The organism is Neptuniibacter sp. SY11_33, from assembly GCF_047778025.1.
Classification (GTDB): domain Bacteria; phylum Pseudomonadota; class Gammaproteobacteria; order Pseudomonadales; family Balneatricaceae; genus Neptuniibacter.
The window spans coordinates 3191687-3213781 of sequence record NZ_CP180543.1; the positions used below are offsets into that span (position 1 = coordinate 3191687).

General features: G+C 44.5%; 20 protein-coding genes and 5 tRNA genes. 5 read left to right on the plus strand and 20 right to left on the minus strand.

What is annotated here, in order from left to right:
* Nucleotides 1–20: 20 nt before the first annotated feature.
* The 8 genes from flgG to ACMXYV_RS15115 form a co-directional block, all read right to left on the minus strand.
* Nucleotides 21–806, minus strand: a complete 786-nt coding sequence (flgG, locus tag ACMXYV_RS15080; RefSeq protein ID WP_415889279.1) for a flagellar basal-body rod protein FlgG — start codon at nucleotides 804–806, stop codon at nucleotides 21–23.
* A 22-nt stretch (nucleotides 807–828) separates the two neighbouring features.
* Entirely contained in the window at nucleotides 829–1572 is a 744-nt protein-coding gene (locus ACMXYV_RS15085; protein ID WP_415889280.1) for a flagellar basal body rod protein FlgF, read from the minus strand.
* Nucleotides 1573–1702: 130 nt separating this feature from the next.
* On the minus strand, nucleotides 1703–3619 hold the full coding sequence (locus ACMXYV_RS15090) for a flagellar hook protein FlgE (protein WP_415889281.1): 1917 nt from the start codon (nucleotides 3617–3619) through the stop codon (nucleotides 1703–1705).
* 10 nt (nucleotides 3620–3629) lie between these two features.
* Nucleotides 3630–4328, minus strand: a complete 699-nt coding sequence (locus ACMXYV_RS15095) for a flagellar hook assembly protein FlgD (protein ID WP_415889282.1) — start codon at nucleotides 4326–4328, stop codon at nucleotides 3630–3632.
* 23 nt (nucleotides 4329–4351) lie between these two features.
* Complete coding sequence (flgC, locus tag ACMXYV_RS15100) at nucleotides 4352–4789, minus strand: flagellar basal body rod protein FlgC (RefSeq protein WP_415889283.1); 438 nt, start codon at nucleotides 4787–4789, stop codon at nucleotides 4352–4354.
* Between the two features lie 2 nt (nucleotides 4790–4791).
* Nucleotides 4792–5190, minus strand: a complete 399-nt coding sequence (flgB, locus tag ACMXYV_RS15105; RefSeq protein ID WP_415889284.1) for a flagellar basal body rod protein FlgB — start codon at nucleotides 5188–5190, stop codon at nucleotides 4792–4794.
* Nucleotides 5191–5437: 247 nt separating this feature from the next.
* On the minus strand, nucleotides 5438–6289 hold the full coding sequence (locus ACMXYV_RS15110) for a CheR family methyltransferase (protein ID WP_415889285.1): 852 nt from the start codon (nucleotides 6287–6289) through the stop codon (nucleotides 5438–5440).
* Nucleotides 6290–6320: 31 nt separating this feature from the next.
* Nucleotides 6321–7256 (minus strand): chemotaxis protein CheV, encoded by a 936-nt coding sequence (locus tag ACMXYV_RS15115; protein ID WP_415889286.1) that lies wholly within the window; start codon nucleotides 7254–7256, stop codon nucleotides 6321–6323.
* A 76-nt stretch (nucleotides 7257–7332) separates the two neighbouring features.
* Here ACMXYV_RS15115 and flgA point away from each other — a divergent pair, with 76 nt between their 5' ends.
* From flgA to ACMXYV_RS15135, 4 genes are all read left to right on the plus strand, one after another.
* Nucleotides 7333–8028 (plus strand): flagellar basal body P-ring formation chaperone FlgA, encoded by a 696-nt coding sequence (flgA, locus tag ACMXYV_RS15120; protein WP_415889287.1) that lies wholly within the window; start codon nucleotides 7333–7335, stop codon nucleotides 8026–8028.
* 137 nt (nucleotides 8029–8165) lie between these two features.
* Complete coding sequence (gene flgM / locus ACMXYV_RS15125) at nucleotides 8166–8474, plus strand: flagellar biosynthesis anti-sigma factor FlgM (RefSeq protein WP_415889288.1); 309 nt, start codon at nucleotides 8166–8168, stop codon at nucleotides 8472–8474.
* A gap of 8 nt (nucleotides 8475–8482) precedes the next feature.
* Complete coding sequence (locus ACMXYV_RS15130) at nucleotides 8483–8962, plus strand: flagella synthesis protein FlgN (RefSeq protein WP_415889289.1); 480 nt, start codon at nucleotides 8483–8485, stop codon at nucleotides 8960–8962.
* 73 nt (nucleotides 8963–9035) lie between these two features.
* Nucleotides 9036–9112, plus strand: a tRNA-Arg gene (locus ACMXYV_RS15135).
* Between the two features lie 24 nt (nucleotides 9113–9136).
* Here ACMXYV_RS15135 and ACMXYV_RS15140 read toward each other — a convergent pair.
* Nucleotides 9137–10735 (minus strand): response regulator, encoded by a 1599-nt coding sequence (locus tag ACMXYV_RS15140; protein WP_415889290.1) that lies wholly within the window; start codon nucleotides 10733–10735, stop codon nucleotides 9137–9139.
* Nucleotides 10736–11025: 290 nt separating this feature from the next.
* Between ACMXYV_RS15140 and ACMXYV_RS15145 the strand changes: the two genes are divergently transcribed.
* Nucleotides 11026–11949: a histone deacetylase family protein gene (locus ACMXYV_RS15145; RefSeq protein WP_415889291.1), complete on the plus strand. Its 924-nt coding sequence runs from the start codon at nucleotides 11026–11028 to the stop codon at nucleotides 11947–11949.
* Nucleotides 11950–12083: 134 nt separating this feature from the next.
* Here the strand turns inward: ACMXYV_RS15145 and ACMXYV_RS15150 are convergent, their stop codons facing one another.
* From ACMXYV_RS15150 to alaS, 11 genes are all read right to left on the minus strand, one after another.
* Nucleotides 12084–13388, minus strand: a complete 1305-nt coding sequence (locus ACMXYV_RS15150; protein ID WP_415889292.1) for a sodium ion-translocating decarboxylase subunit beta — start codon at nucleotides 13386–13388, stop codon at nucleotides 12084–12086.
* An 11-nt stretch (nucleotides 13389–13399) separates the two neighbouring features.
* Entirely contained in the window at nucleotides 13400–15181 is a 1782-nt protein-coding gene (gene oadA / locus ACMXYV_RS15155) for a sodium-extruding oxaloacetate decarboxylase subunit alpha (RefSeq protein ID WP_415889293.1), read from the minus strand.
* Nucleotides 15182–15237: 56 nt separating this feature from the next.
* Entirely contained in the window at nucleotides 15238–15474 is a 237-nt protein-coding gene (locus tag ACMXYV_RS15160; RefSeq protein WP_415882415.1) for an OadG family protein, read from the minus strand.
* 223 nt (nucleotides 15475–15697) lie between these two features.
* Nucleotides 15698–17161, minus strand: coding sequence for a tRNA uracil 4-sulfurtransferase ThiI (thiI, locus tag ACMXYV_RS15165; RefSeq protein WP_415889294.1), 1464 nt, complete (start codon nucleotides 17159–17161; stop codon nucleotides 15698–15700).
* A gap of 63 nt (nucleotides 17162–17224) precedes the next feature.
* A tRNA-Arg gene (locus ACMXYV_RS15170) sits at nucleotides 17225–17301 on the minus strand.
* Nucleotides 17302–17323: 22 nt separating this feature from the next.
* Nucleotides 17324–17400 (minus strand) — tRNA-Arg (locus ACMXYV_RS15175).
* A 31-nt stretch (nucleotides 17401–17431) separates the two neighbouring features.
* A tRNA-Arg gene (locus ACMXYV_RS15180) sits at nucleotides 17432–17508 on the minus strand.
* A gap of 9 nt (nucleotides 17509–17517) precedes the next feature.
* Nucleotides 17518–17607, minus strand: a tRNA-Ser gene (locus tag ACMXYV_RS15185).
* Nucleotides 17608–17668: 61 nt separating this feature from the next.
* On the minus strand, nucleotides 17669–17857 hold the full coding sequence (gene csrA, locus ACMXYV_RS15190; protein WP_415882418.1) for a carbon storage regulator CsrA: 189 nt from the start codon (nucleotides 17855–17857) through the stop codon (nucleotides 17669–17671).
* Between the two features lie 150 nt (nucleotides 17858–18007).
* Nucleotides 18008–19243 (minus strand): aspartate kinase, encoded by a 1236-nt coding sequence (locus tag ACMXYV_RS15195; RefSeq protein WP_415889295.1) that lies wholly within the window; start codon nucleotides 19241–19243, stop codon nucleotides 18008–18010.
* A 16-nt stretch (nucleotides 19244–19259) separates the two neighbouring features.
* The gene (alaS, locus tag ACMXYV_RS15200; RefSeq protein ID WP_415891456.1) at nucleotides 19260–21815 is read right to left on the minus strand and encodes an alanine--tRNA ligase; all 2556 of its coding nucleotides are present in this window, start codon (nucleotides 21813–21815) and stop codon (nucleotides 19260–19262) included.
* Between the last annotated feature and the right edge of the window lie 280 nt (nucleotides 21816–22095).

Here is a 22095-nt window from a genome sequence, read left to right on the forward strand (position 1 = left end):
CTTTCACCTAGCCACCCCGATTAAAGCTGCTGACTCACAAAGGAGAGCATTTCATCAGCTGTAGATATAACCTTGGAATTCATTTCATAAGCACGCTGAGTCGTGATCATATCCACCAGTTCTTCAACCGAGTTCACATTTGAACCCTCTAAAGAACCTTGAATTAGAACGGCAGTACCATTTTCACCAGGGTTACTGATAACCGGTGCGCCTGAAGCCCCAGTTTCTGAATAAAGATTTTGACCTAACGATTGCAAGCCCTGAGGGTTAACAAAATCTGCTAACTGCAGTTGTCCAATCTGAGTTGGCTGAGTATTACCTGCAGTCACCACCTCAACAATACCGTCCGTACTGATAGAGAAGTTAACCACTTCACCCGGCAAAGTGATGGCCGGTTCAATGGTATAGCCCTCAGCAGAAACCAACTCATTATCTGCATTCAGGTGCAACTGGCCGTTTCGTGTATAAGCGATATCACCATTAGGTAAATTAACCTGCAGGAAACCGCGGCCATTAATGGCCACATCAAAAGCTTCATCGGTAATTTGGATATCACCGGTCGCAAAAATTTTCTGCGTGCCGACTGTACGTACACCCAAACCAACTTGAAGACCAGAAGGTAGCTGCGCTTCTTCTGCAGTTTGAGCACCAGGCTGACGGCGAATCTGATACATCAGATCCTCAAAGACAACATTGTCTTTTTTAAATCCGACCGTTGAAACGTTAGCCAAGTTATTCGAGATCACCTTCAGGTTGGTATCCTGAGCGGTCATACCCGTTTTTGCTACATTTAATGCACCGTGCATCTACTTAATCCTCAGGTGATTCTTACGATATCTTCAAAATTGATGCCGCTGTTTCAGAATTCTCTTCAGCAGTTTTCATCATTTTTATTTGCATCTCAAATTGACGAGAAGAACTGATAATCCCAGTCAATTCACTTACAGCGTTAACATTACTTGCTTCAAGAAAGCCTGAACGAATGCGTACATTTGCATCAGGTAAAATCTCTGCTGCGTTACCTGTAGTCATCAAACCATCCGGACCTTTAAACATTGTTTGTGGATCTGGATTCACAAGCTTGATCTGATCGGCAACCAACAACTCAGCTGTATTTTCACCTAAAGGCTGAATGGTAATTGTGCCGTTAGTTGCCACTTCAAGGTTTTCAAAAGGCGGTAAAACAATAGGAATGCCGCCATTACCCATCACCGGCAAACCACTGCCAGTTACTAGCTGGTTAGCGGCATTGATCTGCAGCGAACCGGCACGGGTATACCCTTCTGTGCCGTCAGGTCTAATAACAGAGATCCAACCATCCCCAGCAACAGCAACATCTAACTTACGCCCTGTTTCAATCAAAGTGCCACTCGTAACATCAGTAGCTGGACGTTCAGTTTGCGCATAGACACGGGAAGCATGACCTTCACCGAAGACCTGCATAGCTCTAGCCTGCGCCAGATCTGACTTAAAGCCTGTGGTGTTGGCGTTTGCAAGGTTATTGGCATGAGCCTGCTGTGCGAGCATATTCTCTCTCGCGCCACTCATTGCTAAATAAAGCACCTTATCCATCTGTTATTTCCACTCTTGGCAGCAAAACTGCAATTCTTAAAAGTAAAATACTAATGACATAGATAAAGCAATCAGCGTGCCAAAAACAAAAAAGGCCGCATTTGCGGCCTTTTTAGAAATACAAGATTGATTAGATCTGCAGAATATTCTGAGTCACTGTATTCAGTGTTTCCAGCGTCTTTGAGTTTGCCTGGAAATTACGCTGCGCTTCGATCAAGGAAACCAGTTCAGCTGAAAGATCTACGTTAGATTGCTCCAAAGCGGCTGACTGAAGCGTACCGTTCAAACCAGTACCCGGCGGGTTAACAATCGCATCACCAGAGGTTAGGGTTGCTGTCCACTCTGTATCACCAGATGGCTGCAAACCTGACTGGTTTTCAAAGGTCGCAATTGCAACTACACCTAGATCTTGGTTCTGACCATTAGAGAAACTTGCAACCATCTCACCGGTTCCACTAAAGGTTACACCGATCAAATCACCTTTAGTGTAACCGTCTTGCGAAGATGCTTTTACAATCGATGCCGATGCAAACTGAGTTGTATTCGTGATATCTAGCTCAATAACCGTAGTCGAATCTGCAGGGTCAGCACCTTGAATGGTAATAGAAGGCACAATCGCCCCTGCGGAGAACTGATTACCATTCACCCCAGTTAACAAACCATTCGACGGATTAAATTTAACTAAAATTGGACCCGGCTCGGTACCAGAACCTGCTTCGCCCGGATCTAACGCCTTACCAATATCTAGCTGTTCTGTACCATTCAAATACGCGTACATACGATAAACACCTTGGAAGGAGTTATCACCATCCTTAATTACCGGCGCATTAAACGGAGAAGTACCTGTTGTCGCTGTAATACTCAATGCTTGACCCGGAGTTATATCACCAGATTCTGCTTTATAAGTAATACGAATACGCTTATTTACATTATCGTAGATAACCGATTCAACATTTGGGTTAGCATCTAAAATTTTAGCTTCAGAAGCCGTAATTGCAGCACCGATCTGATCATCAGTGGAACCGGTAGCTAATGCAGGAATAGTAATCCCACCTATTTCCAACACTAAAGGCGCCGTCGTAGGTACGTTTGCTGCTGGAATATCAAAATCGTACGTTTCATTAGCCGCAATTTCAGGCGCCTCTGTAACAGCAACAGTACCCGTAACTTGCACTAAATCTGGCTCTGGGTATTCCGATTTAAAACGAATCAAGAAGTCACCTGCGTTAGTCACTTCAAGGCTCTCAATTCGAGGATCACCCGTTACAGGATCCGTTAGGGCGGTAAAAAACGTACCAGAAGTTAGGTTTGTACCTGCTGCAGCCGTCAATTCAGCAACATGCGCAGCGGTAACGGTAACACCTGAGATTGTGTCACCAGCAACTAAACCTGTAAGCTGCTGCTGAGCCTGAAAAGGTCGAGCCTCAGCCATATTAAACTTAATCGTGTGCTCATTACCTAGACTATCGAACGTTCTTACAGTCGTACTGTAAGTGAATGAGCCCGGCTCATCCTTATCGTAGTCAGGAAGCAATTCCGCCGCATCTTCACGAGAGTCAATATTAAAAGACAGATCAATTTCTTCAGTTGCTTTTGGCGGGCTCTCTTTCTGCGTTACAGCCAAATTACCAATAGGCAAACGGTTACCTTCAGAATCCAAGCCGTAACCTTGCAGAAAACTACCTGTTTTTGAAACGATAAAGCCGTTTTTATCTAATTCAAATGAACCTGCTCGGGTGTAAGTCGTACCGCCTTGACCATCATCCAATTGGAAGAAGCCAGAACCATTTATCGCCAGGTCCAAGTTATTGTTAGTAAACTCAATGGTACCTGCCTGAAAGTCTTGCGCGATATCAGTTACAGTTACACCAGCACCTGCCACGTTTGATGAACCCGCACCCACTACTGCTGTAGCGTAGATATCACCAAACTCAGTACGAGAAGATTTAAAACCTACTGTACTCGCATTTGCAATGTTATTACCTGTTACATCAAGGTCCGTAGTGGCCGCTTTCAGACCGGTTACCGCTGTATTAAAACCTGCCATCTTCTTATCCTCACACGCCGATCTGTTTCACATCGCTGATATCAAATGTGCCAGCTGTTGTGTTCACTTTCATACCAATACCATTCTCACCTAGAGTCACACTGTTAACTCTATAAGCCATACTGGTATCAACCGCTTGATATTCATTATCTTCGAGACGCTCGATCACGAATGTGTAATCTCCTGGAGGGTGTTCCGGATTACCGTCTTCGTCGAACTGCATCTGCCATGCAAATTCATGCTCACCCTGCTCAACAGCACCAAGCTGCATATTGTCAACCAAGGTTCCGCTTGAGTTATAAACCTTAATTCGCACTTCTGAGGCGCTGGTTTCCAGATTAAAGGCCCCCTTAGCAAATGGGTTCATTACCGTACCCACTTCAGCCGAATCACCTGGGATAAACACGGACTGACCAACCATAGACGATGCTTGTAACGCTGCTTGACTAGACAACATCGCTTGAGATGTTTCAGCAACGGTCTGGTTCAGGTTATTAATACTTTCAACCTGCGACATAGTCGCAATCTGCTGCATAAAGTCAGTCGTATCAGCTGGACTTGAAGGGTCCTGATTCTGCAATTGAGCAATCATCAAACGCATGAACATATCGCTATCTTCATCCGTTTGGCTCTGTTGCGTACTATTGGACTGGTTTGTCCTATTTATCTGATCAAATACGTTCTGATTAACGCCATTTACATTACTCATGGCCAAGAACCTCGTTACTTAAATTACTGCTGCCCAAGTCTGATCGTCTGCTGAAGCATCTGCTTGGCAGTATTCATAATCTCGGTGTTAATCTGGAAAGAGCGAGATGCCGAAATCATATCCGCCATCTCTTCCACAACATTTACATTTGGGTAATACACAAACCCTTCTTCATCAGCCATCGGATGAGCAGGGTTATATTCTTGACGCAGCTCAGCTTCGCTTTCCACAATCCCAAGCACCTGAACACCCTGTCCTGCTGCGATTCCAAATTCATTATCAGGTTCGGCTAAAGGGTCTGTCTGTTGCACAGCAAAAACTGGCTTCCGCGCTCTATAGGTCTCATCAAGACTTGAACTCACACTTTCCGCATTAGCCATATTACTGGCTGTCGTATTTAAGCGAATTGTCTGCGCGTTCATAGCCGAACCAGCGATTCCAAATACATTACTCAATGACATGATTATTCACCCTTAATCGCTGATTTAAGACCTGTAAATTTCTTATTTAGGAAATGAAATGACGTCTGGTAATCCAAAGCATTTTCTGTGTAACGAGCCATCTCTTGCTGAACTTCTACCGTGTTACCATCTACAGACGCTTGGTTAGGAATTCGAAACATCATATCTGCCGCTAGGTCAGGATCTAGCAATTCAGTATTGTGCCCAGCAGTAGTAGCAACCTGCTTTACATTCATTTTAGTCGACACATGCTCTAACGCTTCGGCAAACTCAATATCTCTTGCCTTAAAATTAGGAGTATCAGCATTAGCAATATTGTTAGCTAAAACTTCTGCACGGCGAGCGCGATGCATTAGCGCGTCATCGTGAATCCCCAAAGCTGCGTCAAAACTAATTGCCATTTCATTGCCTCATTTAATATTAATCATAATAAAGCAAACAGCATGCCAAGCAAATATAATCTTTTATTTTCAATTACTTAGAATTAAATGATATCAATTTAAAACCACTAACCGTCCAAAAACGGCAAACTAAAACCGCTTAGTTGCCGCAGGCGGCAAAGTTAGCTAGCACAATTAAAAGAGGCAATAAAAAAGCCGCTTACCTTTGGCAAGCGGCTTTTAGTAAAAATAAGGATATCCGACTAAATTAAATAGCTTGATAAATAATGCCTGGCCGGCAATGAATCATTTTGTATTTATCGGATAAGCCTGAAAGGAATTCGGAAGCACCAAGTATCAGGTAACCTCCAGGTTTCAACACCCCATGCATCTTGGACAATATCTCAGTTTTCTTTTCACTGGAGAAATAGATCAACACATTACGACAGAAAATCACATCGAATTTACCCATCGACGTATATTGTCCAAGCAAATTGATACTCTGAAATCTAACTTTCGATTTAATTTCCGGTTTTACCGCCCAACTGCCGTTGGACGTTTCCCGGAAATGCTGGGTAAGACGCTCTTGGGACAAGCCTCGTCCTATTGCCAGCATTTCGTACTCACCACGACGCGCTTGTTCTAGCACTTGAGTAGAAATATCAGTAGCAATTATCTCTTCAGAAGCTAATTTTCCCGGCGTTTTTTTCTTAAATTCATCCAGCGTCATGCTGATCGAATAAGGTTCTTGTCCTGTAGAACACGCCGCTGACCAAATTCGAATTTTGTTCGATCCAACACCTTGGCCTAGCATTTCAGGCACAATACGATCACGTAAGATATCGAAAGGATGAACATCCCGAAACCATAAGGTTTCATTAGTGGTCATCGCATCAATAACTTGCTCACGCAAACGTTTAGATGCTGGACTTTGCAGTTTACTTATCAGTTCTTTCAAGCCAGGACAGTTGTTTTCCTGAACAATTTTCCCCAAACGGCTCTGCACAAGATATTGTTTATGTTTTGCTAACAATATCCCACTACTATCCTCAAGGAAGCGACTGAACAACTCAAAGTCAGCATCCGTGATCGTAAAATTTGATCTACCGGAAATACTCATGGAAAGAGTAATACCCCTACCTTGTGCCTTATTATTTTTCTACTTGCTGGATACGCTGTACAACGGCGGTTGCAAGATCATCCGGGTTAAACTTAGCTAGGAAGCCATCAGCACCTACCTTTTTAACCATAGACACGTTAAAGCCGCCCGACAAGGATGTATGTAAAACAACATGCATGTTGCTCATGCGCTCGTCTTCACGAATCATCGACGTTAACGTGTAACCATCCATCTCTGGCATCTCAATATCTGAGATAACCATCAAGAAGTTAGTTGTCACATCTGTGCCACGATCAGCCATATCACGCAACAAATCCCAAGCCATACGACCATTATTACAAGACGTAACTTTGATACCCAGCCCTTCTAAGCTTCGCTGCATCTGGTTTCGAGCCACAGAGGAATCATCAACAATTAAGATCTGATAGTCTCGAGCCTTTTCGCGCACAGCATCATCAGCCACATCTTTACTTACTTCTGTAGCCATTGGATATAAATCAGCAAGAATCTGCTCAACATCCAAAATTTCAATCAGTTTGCCTTCATACTCAAAGATAGCGGTCAGATAATTCTCCACCCCAATCTCTGTAGGAGGGGCCATAATCTGGTCCCACTGGGTATTCAAGATGCGATCAACCTTACGCACCAAGAAAGCCAAAGTACGTCGGTTATACTCCGCAACAATCAAAAAGCAATCTTGCCTTTGTTCATGCGGCACAGTCTGACGTCCAACAGCTTCAGACAGATCCAATACAGGAATTGTCTCGCCACGAATATGCGCCATACCTTTAATTGCTGAAGTTTGACGAGGTACCTCTGTAAGTTCAGGGCACTGCAAAACTTCACGTACTTTAAAAACGTTTATGCCGTATTGCTGCTCTGACTCCAAAGCAAACAATAACAACTCCAGCCGGTTCTGCCCCACCATTTGGGTACGCAGGTTTACACTATCTAGGATACCTGACATGATCTAATAATCCCGTAGAGATTAAATCTATTCTGTTTGTACGCCGTTACATAAACATAATGTTAGTTACAACAACGTGAATAAGCATAATTTAACACGACTTTTCCTCCTAACCACTGTTCTTTTGGCTTCATTCGGCGTTTCAGCAGCCGATCAAACCGAAAAATTAGAGCAGGAAGCGCTGCTTTATCTGCAAGAACACTACAAAAAAGCCAAGCCGGATGCGCGTACTGAGATCAAACTTAACCCGATTAGCCGAAAAATCAAACTAAAAAACTGCCAACAACCCCTAGAATTTCAATCACCTAAGGGAAATGGAAGCAGAATTACCTTTAGAGCTAAGTGCCCATATCCAATATGGCAGCTGTTTGTTACTGCTCAAATTAAACTCTATGGAACTGCGGTAATCAGTAGTACGAGTCTTCCAAGAAACACTCACCTTGGCTCTCAGCACATCCATAGAGCCGAAGTTGATATCACTAATCTACGCTCAGCTTATTTTCTCCGTACAGAAGAAATTATAGGCTGGACTACGAAAAGAAGTATTGCCGCCGGCACAATTTTTACTGCCCCTATGCTAAAACCGCCTTTGGCGGTGTCTCGAGGGAATGCCGTGATCATAGAAGCAAAACGCAGCGGCATATCTATCAGAGCTGCAGGAACGGCTCTCGAAGACGGCGCGATAGGGCAACAAATCAAAGTTAAAAATGATCGTTCTGGGAATATCGTAAAAGCCGTAGTTATTGAACCAGGGCTAGTTCGCACCCCGTAAACGGTAGGTAATCCGACATGGTGTCATCTACCTACAACTGCTATACTCAATTTTATTAAAGAAAAAAAATAATTTTTCTAAAGTTTCCAAATTAGCCGCCGATAAGCTGGTTCAGATACAAGTTTGAGGACGGAAAAATGATTAACGACATCACGGGCCTGTCATCGTCGCAGACGAATAGCACTCGTGCACGAGCAGGCGAAGGTAATGCAACCAAAACTGGTAGCAATGACGCCCCTGCGCAGTCTCCGTCCAGTAAAGGTGATACAGTTAAACTCAGCAATGCAGCTCAGACACTGCAGAATGTTGAAAAGCAACTGGCCAATGCACCTGATGTGGACAGCGAGCGTGTCGAGCGGCTAAAACAAGAAATTGAAAGTGGCAGTTATCAAATCAATGCTGAACGTGTAGCAGAGAAGATGCTGAACTTCGATAGCCTATTGTAAGTTTCGCTATGACCGAACAACAACATATAGAACTGGATACCCTGCTCAAGCAGGGTATTTTGCTTTTAGAATCACTTAGCACTATTTACGACAGTGAGCTAGAAGCGCTCAGCAGTAAAGATCTCGAGCGACTAAGCGATGTCACCCAAGAAAAAATGGGTGTGATAAACAAGTTCCATAGTTTTACCCTAGAACGCGTAGCCTTATTAAAATCTTTTGGCATTGAGATAGATTCAGAAGATTACTCAACTCCGGAAGACAATACCCCAGCCGCACAGCGAACCAACGTAATTTATGCTGAAATCAAAAAGCACCTAAAAGAATTACAGCATAAAAATAAACGCAATGAACAAGCGATCTATCGTAATCAACAGAACGTTAATCAACTGCTCGCGATTGTTCGCGGTCACAAGAAACAAGATCAGCTCTATGGCAAAGCGGGCGCCTCCCAGTTATACAAAGCACAGAGCAGCTTAGGTAAAGCTTAAACTGCTCTATCCCTTCTAGACTTAGTGACTTGATTAGATAATCTCGCTAGAATCGCGAAAATTCGAAAAGTATGTCCCAGTAGCTCAGCTGGATAGAGCGGTCCCCTCCTAAGGGACAGGCCAGGGGTTCGAATCCTCTCTGGGACACCACTCCCCACACAATGCCTTAGCAATTTATCTCAATAAGTTACCTAAAGAGCCTTTAGGCAATAACGCGACATCGTGATTTAGATAGCGCTTTAACTGATGCTGCTTATCAAGCTCAATTCCTTCTAAACTAAAACGCTCAGAGAGTTTAAGGTAACGCTGAACCATTTTAATGCGCTCTTCACGCTTCTCTTTACTATCTCTAGCGGTTTCTAAGAAAAGCTGAGCAAGATTCAATAACGCGTTTACATTGCTTGAATCATATTCGGTCGCCAAACCAAAATACTTGAGAGCCTGGGGCATCTTACCTGATAAATAATGCTTCACACCCAAACGGTTCACTTTAATGCTCATATCAGGATCATGTTTCTTGCCTGGTACTTTCTTCTGCTTAGCAACAGGTTCTAGTATTGGCACAGCATCACCCATTACACTTAGCAGCTCTCGATCAAGATCTAGAGGTGCAGACAATTCTGAATTTATACGCTGAGCATCTCTCGTTGCTTTATTAGCTGCATCTGTATCCCCTACTTGATGGTACATCTCACTTTTAAGGAGAGAAGCTCTAACTTGTAACTGATCATCTCGTGGGAACGCTTTATACGCCTGCGAAATAGTATTTTCAAACTCATTAAAAAGCTCGATCGCCATTCCGCCATCAGCATTCTTTGCCTCTAAGCGCTTTACGTTAGCCAGTCGTAGGTAAGGATCGGGAGATTTATAACAACTCCGCCGCCCAAGAACGATCGATTTACGATAAGCCCCTCCTGCCATATCCAGTTGCTCAGTTTGCGTAGCTAAACGCCCCAACTCCATCTGACGAGGAATACCCATCGGGCATTTTTGCGCGGCTTCAGCAACCGTCTCTCGTGCTTGATCTAAGTTCCCTTCTTTTTCATGAGCTTCAGCAAGCAGATCATAAGCTGCGATCAATAACGGGTATTCTTCAATAAGCTCAAGTAAAAGAGACTTTGCTTCTTTAAACTGCTCCTGCTGCAACATAGCTTCTGCCCAAACAATACCCGCTTCTTTATCGTGGCTTTTCCAATATTGCTTTTCAGCAACTTTGGCACACTCTTTCGGCCGCTGGAACTTAAGCAATAAACGAGCAAGAATCAGCTGCGCTTCGTCATATTCCTGATCATAAGAAGCGAAGTTATGCTGACAGAATGTGATAGCCGCAGGTAGATCGCCGATCTCCAAGGCATCATCAACAGGTTTAAAAACGGATTTACGATAAAGGATATTATCTAGACGATGTTTGAGTTCATCCACCGAAAACGGTTTCATGATCATATCATCGGGACGGCTGTCGATGGCGTGCAAAACAACTTCTTGAGAAGCATCGCTGGTCATAAAAATCCAGCAAGCCGTAGGCTTAATAAAACCACGATAACGACACTCCTCCAACAATTGGATACCAGTGACGCTATCATTTACATTATGCCCTAACAGAATAACATCGTAGTTATTCTCAGAGATCTCATCTAACACGCGGTCATTAATCGTCACCGCCTTTAGATTAGCGACCCCCATGCTCCTCAGCATATAGAAGATAGTAGACCGCATGTTGCCACTGCTTTCTATCAGTAGAACTTGCTTGTTCGAATAATCTACTTTCGCCACTCAACCGTCCATATACGCAAAAAGAATATTTGAAGTATAAAAGCCTATTCGATATGACAAAAGCATTTCCTGCAAACAAAAAAAAGCACCGGGTGTAGGGTGAACACTCGATGCCAAGACAGTTCTATGCTGTGACAACCATCCTATCCCGAGGGCATGCAAACACTAATGATCCAGATCAAGAAAAATCTAACTCTAAGGTGTAGGCTTGAGGTATTGAGACGATGTAATGAGATCCTGCTTTTTGGGTTTCAGGTAAACTAAACAAAACTTATAAAAAAAGCGTACTTATGACTACTGCATTTATCACTCATGAAGATTGCGGCCTACACAACATGGGCCCAGAGCACCCTGAAAGCCCTATTCGCCTAGTCGCCATCCAAAAGGTACTGGAAAAGACAGGCCTGATGCAGGATCTTGAACAAATCCAATCAGTACACGTATTACCTGAACAAGTGCAACTTGCCCACGCTCACCTCCATCAAAAACGTTTGGAGATGAAGCTGCCAGAACAAGGCGTTGTGTATACTGACGAAGATACTGCACTTTGTCCTCACTCCTTGCATGCAGCCAGTTTAGCGGCAGGCTCTGCCGTTATGGCAGTTAACCGAGTAATCAGCGGCAAATCCAAAAATGCTTTTTGCGCTACACGCCCGCCTGGTCACCATGCTGAGCATAACAACGCAATGGGATTTTGCTTCTATAACAATGCTGCCATTGCGGCAATGCACGCGTTACAGCAACCAGGCATAGAACGCGTTGCAATTTTTGATTTCGATGTCCACCAAGGTAACGGTACTGTAGATATATTTAAAGACAGACCCGAAGTCCTTGTATGTTCGACATTCCAGCATCCTTTCTATCCTGAGCGCTACTGTGATTTTGTACGCGACCACATTATTAACTGCCCTATGGATGCTCATAGTGACGGGATGGTTTTCCGTAAGCTCGTTGAATCTCGCTGGTTACCTGCGATCCAAGCTCACAAACCAGATATGATCATTATCTCTGCAGGCTTTGACGCTCATCATGAAGATCCTATGGCGGACATTAAGCTCAACGAGGAAGACTATCGCTGGGTAACTCAGCTACTGTTAGATGCTGCTCGCACATACAGCCAAAACCGCGTTGTTTCAGTTCTAGAAGGTGGCTACAACCCTGTATCCTTGGCATTCAGCGTACAAGCACATTTAGAAGTATTCGCTGGGCATTAGGCTAGAGGCTAGAGGCTAGAGGCTAGAGGCTAGAGGCTAGAGGCTAGAGGCTAGAGGCTAGACAGCATAATATCTCTTGAAAGAAACAAAAAAGGCTGCCAATGGCAGCCTTTTTTAGTTTCATGAGCTAATCATTAGCTTACGAACTTGATCATTACGCCCGCTGCAATCGCAGAACCGATTACACCTGCAACGTTTGGACCCATTGCATGCATCAACAGGAAGTTCTGAGAGTTATACTCAAGACCAATCTTGTTAGAGACACGAGCAGCCATAGGTACCGCAGATACACCCGCTGAACCGATTAGTGGGTTGATCGCATTGCCACCCATCATCTTGTTCATAATCTTAGCCATGATCACACCAGCAGCTGTACCGATACAGAATGCAACGATACCTAGTGCCATGATGCCTAGCGTTTCAAGATCTAGGAACTTATCAGCAGAAAGTTTAGAACCTACAGATAGACCCAAGAAGATTGTAACGATGTTGATTAGAGCATTCTGAGCAGTATCGCTAAGACGATCTACTACACCACACTCACGCATCAAGTTACCGAAACAGAACATACCCAACAGAGGTGCTGCATCTGGAAGCAATAGCGCTACTAGGATCAACAGTACGATCGGGAATAGAATCTTCTCAAGCTTAGTTACATGACGTAACTGGCTCATCTGAATCTTACGTTCAGCGTCTGTAGTCAACGCACGCATAATAGGTGGTTGAATCAGAGGCACTAACGCCATGTAAGAGTATGCAGCTACCGCAATTGCACCCAATAGGTGTGGAGCTAGCAAACTAGTTACATAGATCGCAGTTGGGCCATCAGCACCGCCGATGATACCGATTGCTGCTGCTTCTTGGATGTTGAAGTCCATGATGCCCATAGAAGACATTGCAACCGCACCTAGTACAGTTGCGAAGATGCCGAACTGAGCTGCCGCACCCAAGAACAAGGTACGTGGGTTAGCCAACAACGGACCGAAGTCTGTCATCGCACCAACACCCATGAAGATCAACAACGGAGCAGCTGTAGAGCCGATCGCTACACTGTAAAAGTTATACAGCATGCCATTCGCATAACCACCATCTTTAGCTACATTGATTGCATCTTGAACCTGAGCAGCAGAAGCAGTGTTATGGTAGGCAGTCAGAATATCTTTTGGATCAGTACTAGTAATATTTAGCGCTGACGCCAAACCATTCATGATTTCCGGAACAGCAAAGTGCACAGCATTTTCTACAGCCGTGTATGCCAAGCCAGCTTCCGGAATGTTTGCCATGATGCCACCGAAACCGATTGGCACAAGCAGAAGCGGTTCGAAATTCTTTTTGATGGCCAAGAACAGAAGTAAAAGGCCAACCAAAATCATTACGATCTGACCACCACTGATGTTATAAGCACCAGAGGCAAGAAACAGTTCGATTAGCTTATCCATCAAACAATACCTTACGCTAGAGTCAATAGAGTGTCGCCAACCTGTACAGCGTCACCTTCATTAACTTCTACAGTAGAAACAGTACCAGCACGTGCTGCACGTACTTCTGTTTCCATCTTCATCGCTTCAAGAATTACTAGAACATCACCTTCTTGAACAGCCTGGCCTGGTGCAACTTGTACTTTCCAGATGTTACCAGCCAATGGAGCTGGAACATCTTCGCCAGCACCTGCAGGAGCAGCTGGAGCCGCGGCAGCTGGAGCAGCTGGTGCTACAGCAGAGATATCGCCGCCTTCAGTTACTTGTACAACGTAGTTTTGGCCGTTAACAGAGATAGTGTAAGTCTGTGGACCAGTGTTTTTAGGTGCAGCCATTGCTAGTGCGTCCTCTAATGTAGGTGCAGGTTCAAATGCATCAGGGTTGTTACGGTTTTCAAGGAATTTCAAGCCAACCTGTGGGAATAGAGCATAAGTTAGAACGTCATCAATTTCGTTCTCACCTTGAGTTAGCTCAATACCCTTCTCAGCAGCAAGATCTTTTAGCTCGCCTACCAACTTGTCCATTTCTGGCTCAAGTAGATCAGCAGGACGACAAGTGATTGCTTCACCACCATCCAATACACGAGCCTGAAGGTCAGCATCGTAAGGAGCAGGAGCTGCACCGTACTCACCTTTCAGAATACCCTGAACTTCTTTAGAGATAGTTTTGTAACGCTCGCCCATTAGAACGTTGATTACAGCCTGAGTACCAACGATCTGTGAAGTTGGCGTTACTAGTGGGATCAGACCTAGGTCTTCACGTACACGAGGGATCTCAGCTAGTACTTCATCGAACTTATCTGCAGCACCCTGCTCTTTCAGCTGGTTTTCCATGTTAGTCAACATGCCACCAGGTACCTGAGCAACTAGGATACGAGAGTCTGTACCACGTAGAGAACCTTCAAATTTAGCGTACTTCTTACGTACTTCACGGAAGTAGCCAGCAATCTCTTCTAGAAGATTGATATCTAGACCTGTGTCACGATCAGTACCCGCCAATGCAGCTACTACAGATTCAGTAGACGTATGGCCGTATGTCATAGACATAGAAGAGATAGCAGTATCAACACGGTCGATACCCGCTTCAACAGACTTAAGGATTGTCATATCAGACAGACCTGAAGTCGCGTGAGCATGCAATTGAACTTCTAGATCAGTCTGAGCTTTCAGACGAGAAACTAGGTCAAATGCATCGTATGGCGTCAGGATACCGGACATATCCTTGATGTTGATGGAATCAGCACCCATATCTTCAAGAGTTTTTGCATATGCAACCCAGTTATCGATCGTGTGAACTGGACTCTTAGTGTAAGAGATAGTGCCTTGAGCGTGCTTGCCTGTTGCCTTAACTGCTTTGATTGCAGTTTCAAGGTTACGCGGATCGTTCATCGCATCGAAGATACGGAATACGTCTACGCCGTTAACAGCAGCACGTTCACAGAATTTATTTACAACATCATCAGCGTAGTGACGGTAACCTAGCAGGTTTTGTCCACGCAGGAGCATCTGATGTTTTGTGTTTGGCATTGCTTTTTTAAGCAAGCGGATACGCTCCCACGGATCTTCTCCGATAAAGCGAATACATGAGTCAAATGTTGCGCCGCCCCAGCTTTCTAGGGACCAAAAGCCTACTTTATCTAGCTTTTCCGCGATCGGCAGCATGTCTTCAACTCGCATACGCGTAGCGAATAGCGACTGGTGTGCGTCACGCAGAACTACGTCGGTAATGCCAAGTGGTTTCTTTGCGTCGGTCATGGGTAATGGCCTTCTGTCGATTAATGCAGATTTATTCGTTATTGAGCCGTTCTTATTTACGAACGGTGTTTGTGAACCGCAGCTGTCATGACAGCAATTAACTCATCATTGTTATTTCCAGCTGGCGCTGGTGCAGTCTTTTTTGCTTTTGGCTGCGCTGGTGCTTCAGGAAAAAACTTGCCTACCACTTTGGACATTCCTGAAGTAGCGAATACCAACAAAGTAAGAAAGACAACAACGAAGCCCATACCAAAGACCATTAATTCAAGGCCTTCTGATAGCAGATTTTCCATTTTAATGGATGCTCCTGTACTTATCGAAACCCATACGTCAGATATGGCTTTTGGCCACCTAATTATTAGGCTTTCACTGACGGATGTACTGGTTGCAAATGGACCATAATTAAACCCGAAAAGTCTACTTCAGGCAATAATTAGAGGGGATTTTTCGGTCAAAGGGAGGATATGGATCAAAATTTGCTTACAACCTTTGATCCATATTCAGTGAAATATGGTGTTATTCACTCTTTCCAGGGCGATAAACTTTTACATTACTAAAGCCACGTTCCTGCATTTGATGCGCATGCATTTGGCTCATAACACCTTTTTCACAATAAAGAAGGTATTCCTTACCTTCTTCAAATTCATCAGCAGCAGCGCCTAAAGCGAAAAACGGAATCAACTGAATTTCACAACCCGGAATATTTAGCGGCTTTTTCTCTTGCTCATGCGGCGCGCGAATATCTACAACAACCTGGTTATCAGCAACTTTAGTTAATGCCTCAACCTCAGCATGAATATTTACATCTTCTTCAATCTCATCGATGCTAATGACCTGGCGACGCTCTAGAGCACGTTCAAGCACATCAAAATCAAAATCAGACTCTTCTTCTTCCACACGATCTTTCTTGGCACACGTAGTTGGACGATCAGAGATCACACCACAATACTCAGGCATATTTTTAGCGAAGTCATATGCGCCGATTTCACGTGTAATATCGATAATATCTTGCTTATCCATTGTCACTAATGGTCGCACCACTAGTTTCTCAGTTGCAGCATCAATAATGGACAGATTAGGTAATGTTTGACTAGATACCTGGGCAATACTTTCGCCGGTTACCAATGCATCTATTTTCATTTTATCGGCAATCTGCTCACCCGCGCGCATCATCATGCGCTTCAATACGACGCCCATATAGGAGTGATGTACAGATTGTAAAATTTCACCAATCACCTCATCAAAAGGGATTGTAATAAACTTCACTCGCGCAGAAGAGCCATATTTTTGCCACAAATACAGAGACACCTGCTTCACACCGATTTCGTGCGCATGACCACCCAAATTAAAGAAAACAAAATGAGTTTTACAACCACGACGCATAGACATGTAGCTAGCAACAATGGAGTCGAATCCACCGGATATGAGCGATAACGTAGAATCTTGAGTACCTAGCGGGAAACCACCCAAACCCTTATAGGTATTCGTTACGACATAAAGACTATCGTTGCGAATCTCAAGATCGACATAAACTTCTGGCTTATGGACATCTACACCCGCAGTCTCCGCATGCTGATTCAAACCACCACCAACATAGCGTTCAACATCAATAGAACGGAAGTCATGCTTACCTGAGCGCTTAACACGCACTTTAAAGGTTTTACCTTTCAACTCATCTGCGTAGATAGCATGCGCTTTCTCGTAGACATCATGAAAATCACCCAATGGGTATTCAGTTACTTCGATGAAACTATGAATCCCTGGAGTGCGACCTAATAGATCCACCACTTGCTCGACGATCTCTGCACTTGCGCCAGCACATTCTACATCCAGCTTGTCCCACTGTCCCTTAACTTTTATCTGCTCGTCAATACGGCGTGTCATATTCTGCAAATTGCTTTGCAAACGCTGAATTAAACGCTTACGTACAGGGCGACTTTTAATGGTAATTTCTGGAAACAAACGAATAGAGAACTTCATAGCAACGAGCTCAAAAAATAATTAGGACGAATATTATAAAGTGTAGGAAGGTAGAGTTACAGATGGCGCGCCCGAGAGGATTCGAACCTCTGACCGCCTGGTTCGTAGCCAGGTACTCTATCCAGCTGAGCTACGGGCGCATATCTGAAATTTTCTTTGGAGTGGCGCGCCCGAGAGGATTCGAACCTCTGACCGCCTGGTTCGTAGCCAGGTACTCTATCCAGCTGAGCTACGGGCGCATCCAAGAAAATAAACCGTTGTTTTTTTGAGTGGCGCGCCCGAGAGGATTCGAACCTCTGACCGCCTGGTTCGTAGCCAGGTACTCTATCCAGCTGAGCTACGGGCGCACATCAAAATGGCGGTGAGCGAGGGATTCGAACCCTCGATAGGATTTCTCCTATACGCCCTTAGCAGGGGCGCGCCTTCAGCCACTCGGCCAGCTCACCTAAACAACGGCGCGTACTATAACCAAGTGATTATCAAAAGAAAAGCAAAGTTTTAAAAAAATTACGCTTTATTTCCTTCTTCGGCCTTTTCACGCTGAATGCGCTGATAGATCTCTTCTCGATGCACGGATACATCTTTAGGTGCATTAACACCAATACGGACCTGATTACCTTTAACACCAAGCACAGTGACAGTGACATCGTCACCAACCATAAGAGTTTCGCCAACACGGCGAGTAAGAATTAACATGTGTAGAATCTCCTTAATACTTCCCAGGCCAATCTACCTAAACGGTAGACCACATACTGGCATTCATCCAAATCCCTGCCAGAACGCTGCCTATACAACAACAGCTAACCTAACTATAGACCAGCTTTTTCTATTAACCATTATGATCGATTATTCACTAACCGAATCATCAACATCCATATCAAAAGCAGTGTGCAAAGAGCGCACTGCCAGCTCCAAATACTTTTCAGCTATAACAACTGAGACCTTAATCTCAGATGTAGAAATCATTTGAATATTAATATTTTCAGCTGCTAAGGCATCGAACATTTTACTCGCTACACCAGCATGAGATCGCATACCCACACCTACAATAGAGACTTTAGCAATCTGATTATCACCAACTACTTCACGAGCCCCCAGCTCAGCAGACACCTTTTCAAGCACGGCTTCAGCCGCATCATAATCATTACGGTGAACAGTAAAAGTAAAGTCCGTTGTATTATCAGCAGCAACATTCTGCACGATTACATCAACTTCAATGTTTGCCTGACTGATCGGGCCTAAAATTTTTGATGCAACCCCAGGAACATCAGGCACACCCATTACGGTCAACTTAGCTTCATCGCGGTTAAACGCGATACCTGAAATAACTGGTTTTTCCACTGTCGAATCACCCTCAACGGTAATTAGAGTCCCCGGCCCTTCCTCAAAGCTAGAAAGAACCCGCAACGGCACTTTATATTTTCCTGCAAACTCAACGGCACGGATCTGCAATACTTTAGACCCAAGGCTCGCCATCTCGAGCATCTCTTCGAATGTAATTTGCTCTAGACGCTTAGCACTCGATACTACGCGCGGATCGGTAGTATATACACCATCTACATCAGTATAGATTTGACACTCATCAGCTTTAAGCGCTGCAGCCAAGGCAACACCGGTCGTATCAGATCCACCTCGACCGAGCGTGGTAATATTGCCATCAAGGTCAACACCCTGAAATCCAGCTACAACCACAACTCTCCCAGCCTCCAGATCGGATTTAATAGAGGATACCTCTATATCTTGAATCCGAGCCTTGGTATGCGAGCTGTCAGTAAGAATTTTGACCTGGCTGCCCGTATAAGAACGAGCAGACACGCCGCGCTTTTCCAATGCCATACAAAGCAAAGCAATGGTGACTTGCTCTCCTGTAGAGACCAATACGTCCATTTCACGGGCATTAGGTTTTGACTGTATATCTTTAGCCAAGGAGATGAGACGATTCGTCTCACCACTCATGGCAGATACAGCAACAACAACATCGTGTCCTTGCTGCTTAAAACCTCGAACCTTATCTGCGACTGCTTCAATACGATCAACAGTTCCGACAGAGGTACCACCATATTTTTGAACAAAAAGCGCCATGCGTGCACCTAAATCGTTATAGAGCAGCCTCGACCAGAGCTGTTACAGCCTTCAGTGTAGCAGGCAGAGCAGCTTCATCGGTACCGCCACCCTGAGCAAAGTCAGGACGACCACCACCTTTACCGCCAAGTTTAGCTGTTAGCTCTTTAATCAAATCACCAGCACGAACCTGACCAGTCAGATCTTTAGTCACACCTGCAGCCAAAGCAATCTTGTCATCAGACACTGTTGCCAATACGACAACACCGCTACCCAGTTTGTTTTTCAACTGATCGATTGTGTCGCGTAAGGCTTTAGGCTCTACGCCCTCTAGCTGTGCGGCTAACACTTTGACGCCAGAAACTTCCACTGCGCTACTGATTAGATCAGCACCCTTAGCAGCCGCTAGCTTAGCTTTCATCTGCTCAAGCTCCTTTTCAAGCTGGCGATTTTTCGCTTGCTGATCTTGAAGCTTCTGTTCAAATTGCGCTTTTTGGTCAGCAAAATAATCCAGCGCTACAGGGCCAGTTACCGCTTCAACACGTCGGATACCGGCAGCCACACCACCTTCAGAAGTAATTTTCAGAAGACCTATATCACCTGTACGCTTAGCGTGAGTACCACCGCAAAGTTCGATGGAGAAATCATCACCCATCGAAAGCACTCGCACTACATCGTCGTATTTCTCACCGAAAAGAGCCGCTGCACCTTTCTCTTTGGCAGCTTCAATTTCCATGAGTTCAGTTACGACTTCTGTATTCAGACGGATCTGATCGTTAACCATCCTCTCAACTTCAGCGATTTGTTCCGCGCTTACCGCTTCAAAATGAGAGAAGTCGAAACGCAGACGCTGATCATCATTCAACGAGCCTTTCTGTTGCACATGCTCACCCAGAACAACGCGAAGTGCTTCGTGCAATAAGTGAGTAGCAGAGTGGTTCAACGCGATCGCCTGACGACGCTTGGAATCAACTTGAGGAGCAACCTTATCACCAACTTTCACAAAACCGTTTTCTACTACGCCGTGATGTAAGTTGTTTTTACCCTCTTTAGTACAGTTATTAACTGCAAAAGAACCGTTAACCGCTGCTAGCACACCAGTATCACCAACCTGACCACCCGACTCTGCATAGAAAGGCGTTTCATCTAGAACCACTAAACCAGTTTCACCTGCTTTAAGTTCATCTACTGATTCACCTTCTTTAAATAAGGCAACCACTGCAGATGCTTCGCCAGCAAGGCTGTCATAACCGGTAAAGTTAGTTTCACCATCCAGCTTGATCGCATCATTGTAATCAATGGAGAATTTACCTGCCGCACGAGCACGCTCACGCTGAGCTTCCATCTCACGCTCAAAGCCTTCTTCGTCAATTGTCAGCTCATGCTCACGAGCAACATCAGCAGTTAAGTCACGTGGGAAGCCATAGGTATCATATAGTTTAAATACTGTCTCACCTGGAATAACAGTGCCGTCCAGATTATCAATCGCTTCCTGTAACAAACGCATACCATGATCAAGCGTCTTCGCAAACTGTTCTTCTTCTTTTAGAAGAACACGTTCAACCTGAGCCTGCTTCTCAGCTAGTTCAGGATAAGCTTCGCCCATCTCGTTCACCAACGCGGCTACAAGCTGATTAAAGAAAGCACCTTTAGCACCTAGCTTATTACCGTGACGTACAGCTCGACGGATGATGCGACGTAAAACATAGCCTGCACCTTCGTTAGATGGCAGCACACCATCGACAATAAGGAAAGAACAAGAACGGATATGGTCTGCTATTACACGTAGCGATTTATTATCCATATCTGTTGTACCAACAGCCGCAGCAGTAGCTTTCAACAGACTTTGGAACATATCGATTTCGTAGTTAGAGTGAACGTTCTGCATAACCGCTGCAATTCGCTCTAAGCCCATGCCTGTATCAACAGATGGTTTTGGAAGTGGTGTCATTTCACCATCAGCACTACGGTTGTATTGCATGAATACAACGTTCCAAATTTCGATGTAGCGATCACCATCTTCTTCAGGACTGCCTGGAGGACCACCCCATACATCAGCACCATGATCAAAGAATATTTCAGTACATGGGCCACATGGGCCTGTATCACCCATTGACCAGAAGTTATCTTCATCCAGTTTAGAGAAACGCTCTGGATCTACGCCAACTTCCTCTTTCCAGATACGCTCAGCTTCTTCATCAGAATGGTGAACCGTCACCCACAAACGTTCCTTTGGAAGACCTAACGTCTCAGTCAGGAATGTCCATGCAAAGTTGATTGCGTCTTTCTTGAAATAATCACCGAAACTAAAGTTTCCAAGCATTTCAAAGAAAGTATGGTGACGCGCCGTGTAACCTACGTTTTCAAGGTCATTGTGCTTACCACCAGCACGTACGCATCGCTGAGAGCTTGTCGCTCGTGTGTAATTGCGCTTATCTGTGCCCAAGAACACATCTTTGAACTGTACCATCCCCGCATTTGTAAACATCAGGGTAGGATCGTTAGCAGGGATAAGGGAGCTACTTGCTACAACCTCATGTCCTTGCTGATTAAAGTAATCTAGAAAAGCCTGGCGAATCTCGGCACTTGTCATATATTTCATTAGATGAACCGTATGCGTATCCATTCTGGTAAAGCCATCAGCAAGCCTCACTTGCCTACCAACAGCGTAAAATCACCACAAATTATGGGCGCGACATTATATATCGTGAGCGAAAATTGTTCGAATCTTTTTCAGAAATGAGCCTATTCGTAGTAAATAGACTAAAAATAATCTGTTTGATTTCAGATTAAGGTAGTTAGCGATTATCTGTTTTACGAAGGAAAAACTCGCTTAACTGTTAGCACAAAAAAAATCTAACCCTTTGAAATAT

Excerpts from the sequence above, each read along its gene's own strand:
- flgM (WP_415889288.1), top strand. The coding sequence starts at position 8,166 with ATGATTAACGACATCACGGGCCTGTCATCGTCGCAGACGAATAGCACT.
- flgG (WP_415889279.1), bottom strand. The coding sequence starts at position 806 with ATGCACGGTGCATTAAATGTAGCAAAAACGGGTATGACCGCTCAGGAT.
- csrA (WP_415882418.1), bottom strand. The coding sequence starts at position 17,857 with ATGTTAATTCTTACTCGCCGTGTTGGCGAAACTCTTATGGTTGGTGAC.
- ACMXYV_RS15195 (WP_415889295.1), bottom strand. The coding sequence starts at position 19,243 with ATGGCGCTTTTTGTTCAAAAATATGGTGGTACCTCTGTCGGAACTGTT.
- ACMXYV_RS15085 (WP_415889280.1), bottom strand. The coding sequence starts at position 1,572 with ATGGATAAGGTGCTTTATTTAGCAATGAGTGGCGCGAGAGAGAATATG.
- ACMXYV_RS15110 (WP_415889285.1), bottom strand. The coding sequence starts at position 6,289 with ATGAGTATTTCCGGTAGATCAAATTTTACGATCACGGATGCTGACTTT.
- ACMXYV_RS15095 (WP_415889282.1), bottom strand. The coding sequence starts at position 4,328 with ATGAGTAATGTAAATGGCGTTAATCAGAACGTATTTGATCAGATAAAT.
- oadA (WP_415889293.1), bottom strand. The coding sequence starts at position 15,181 with ATGACCGACGCAAAGAAACCACTTGGCATTACCGACGTAGTTCTGCGT.
- ACMXYV_RS15150 (WP_415889292.1), bottom strand. The coding sequence starts at position 13,388 with ATGGATAAGCTAATCGAACTGTTTCTTGCCTCTGGTGCTTATAACATC.
- thiI (WP_415889294.1), bottom strand. The coding sequence starts at position 17,161 with ATGAAGTTCTCTATTCGTTTGTTTCCAGAAATTACCATTAAAAGTCGC.
- ACMXYV_RS15160 (WP_415882415.1), bottom strand. The coding sequence starts at position 15,474 with ATGGAAAATCTGCTATCAGAAGGCCTTGAATTAATGGTCTTTGGTATG.
- flgB (WP_415889284.1), bottom strand. The coding sequence starts at position 5,190 with ATGGCAATTAGTTTTGACGCAGCTTTGGGGATTCACGATGACGCGCTA.
- ACMXYV_RS15145 (WP_415889291.1), top strand. The coding sequence starts at position 11,026 with ATGACTACTGCATTTATCACTCATGAAGATTGCGGCCTACACAACATG.
- alaS (WP_415891456.1), bottom strand. The coding sequence starts at position 21,815 with ATGACAAGTGCCGAGATTCGCCAGGCTTTTCTAGATTACTTTAATCAG.
- ACMXYV_RS15115 (WP_415889286.1), bottom strand. The coding sequence starts at position 7,256 with ATGTCAGGTATCCTAGATAGTGTAAACCTGCGTACCCAAATGGTGGGG.
- flgC (WP_415889283.1), bottom strand. The coding sequence starts at position 4,789 with ATGTCATTGAGTAATGTATTTGGAATCGCTGGTTCGGCTATGAACGCG.
- ACMXYV_RS15090 (WP_415889281.1), bottom strand. The coding sequence starts at position 3,619 with ATGGCAGGTTTTAATACAGCGGTAACCGGTCTGAAAGCGGCCACTACG.
- ACMXYV_RS15130 (WP_415889289.1), top strand. The coding sequence starts at position 8,483 with ATGACCGAACAACAACATATAGAACTGGATACCCTGCTCAAGCAGGGT.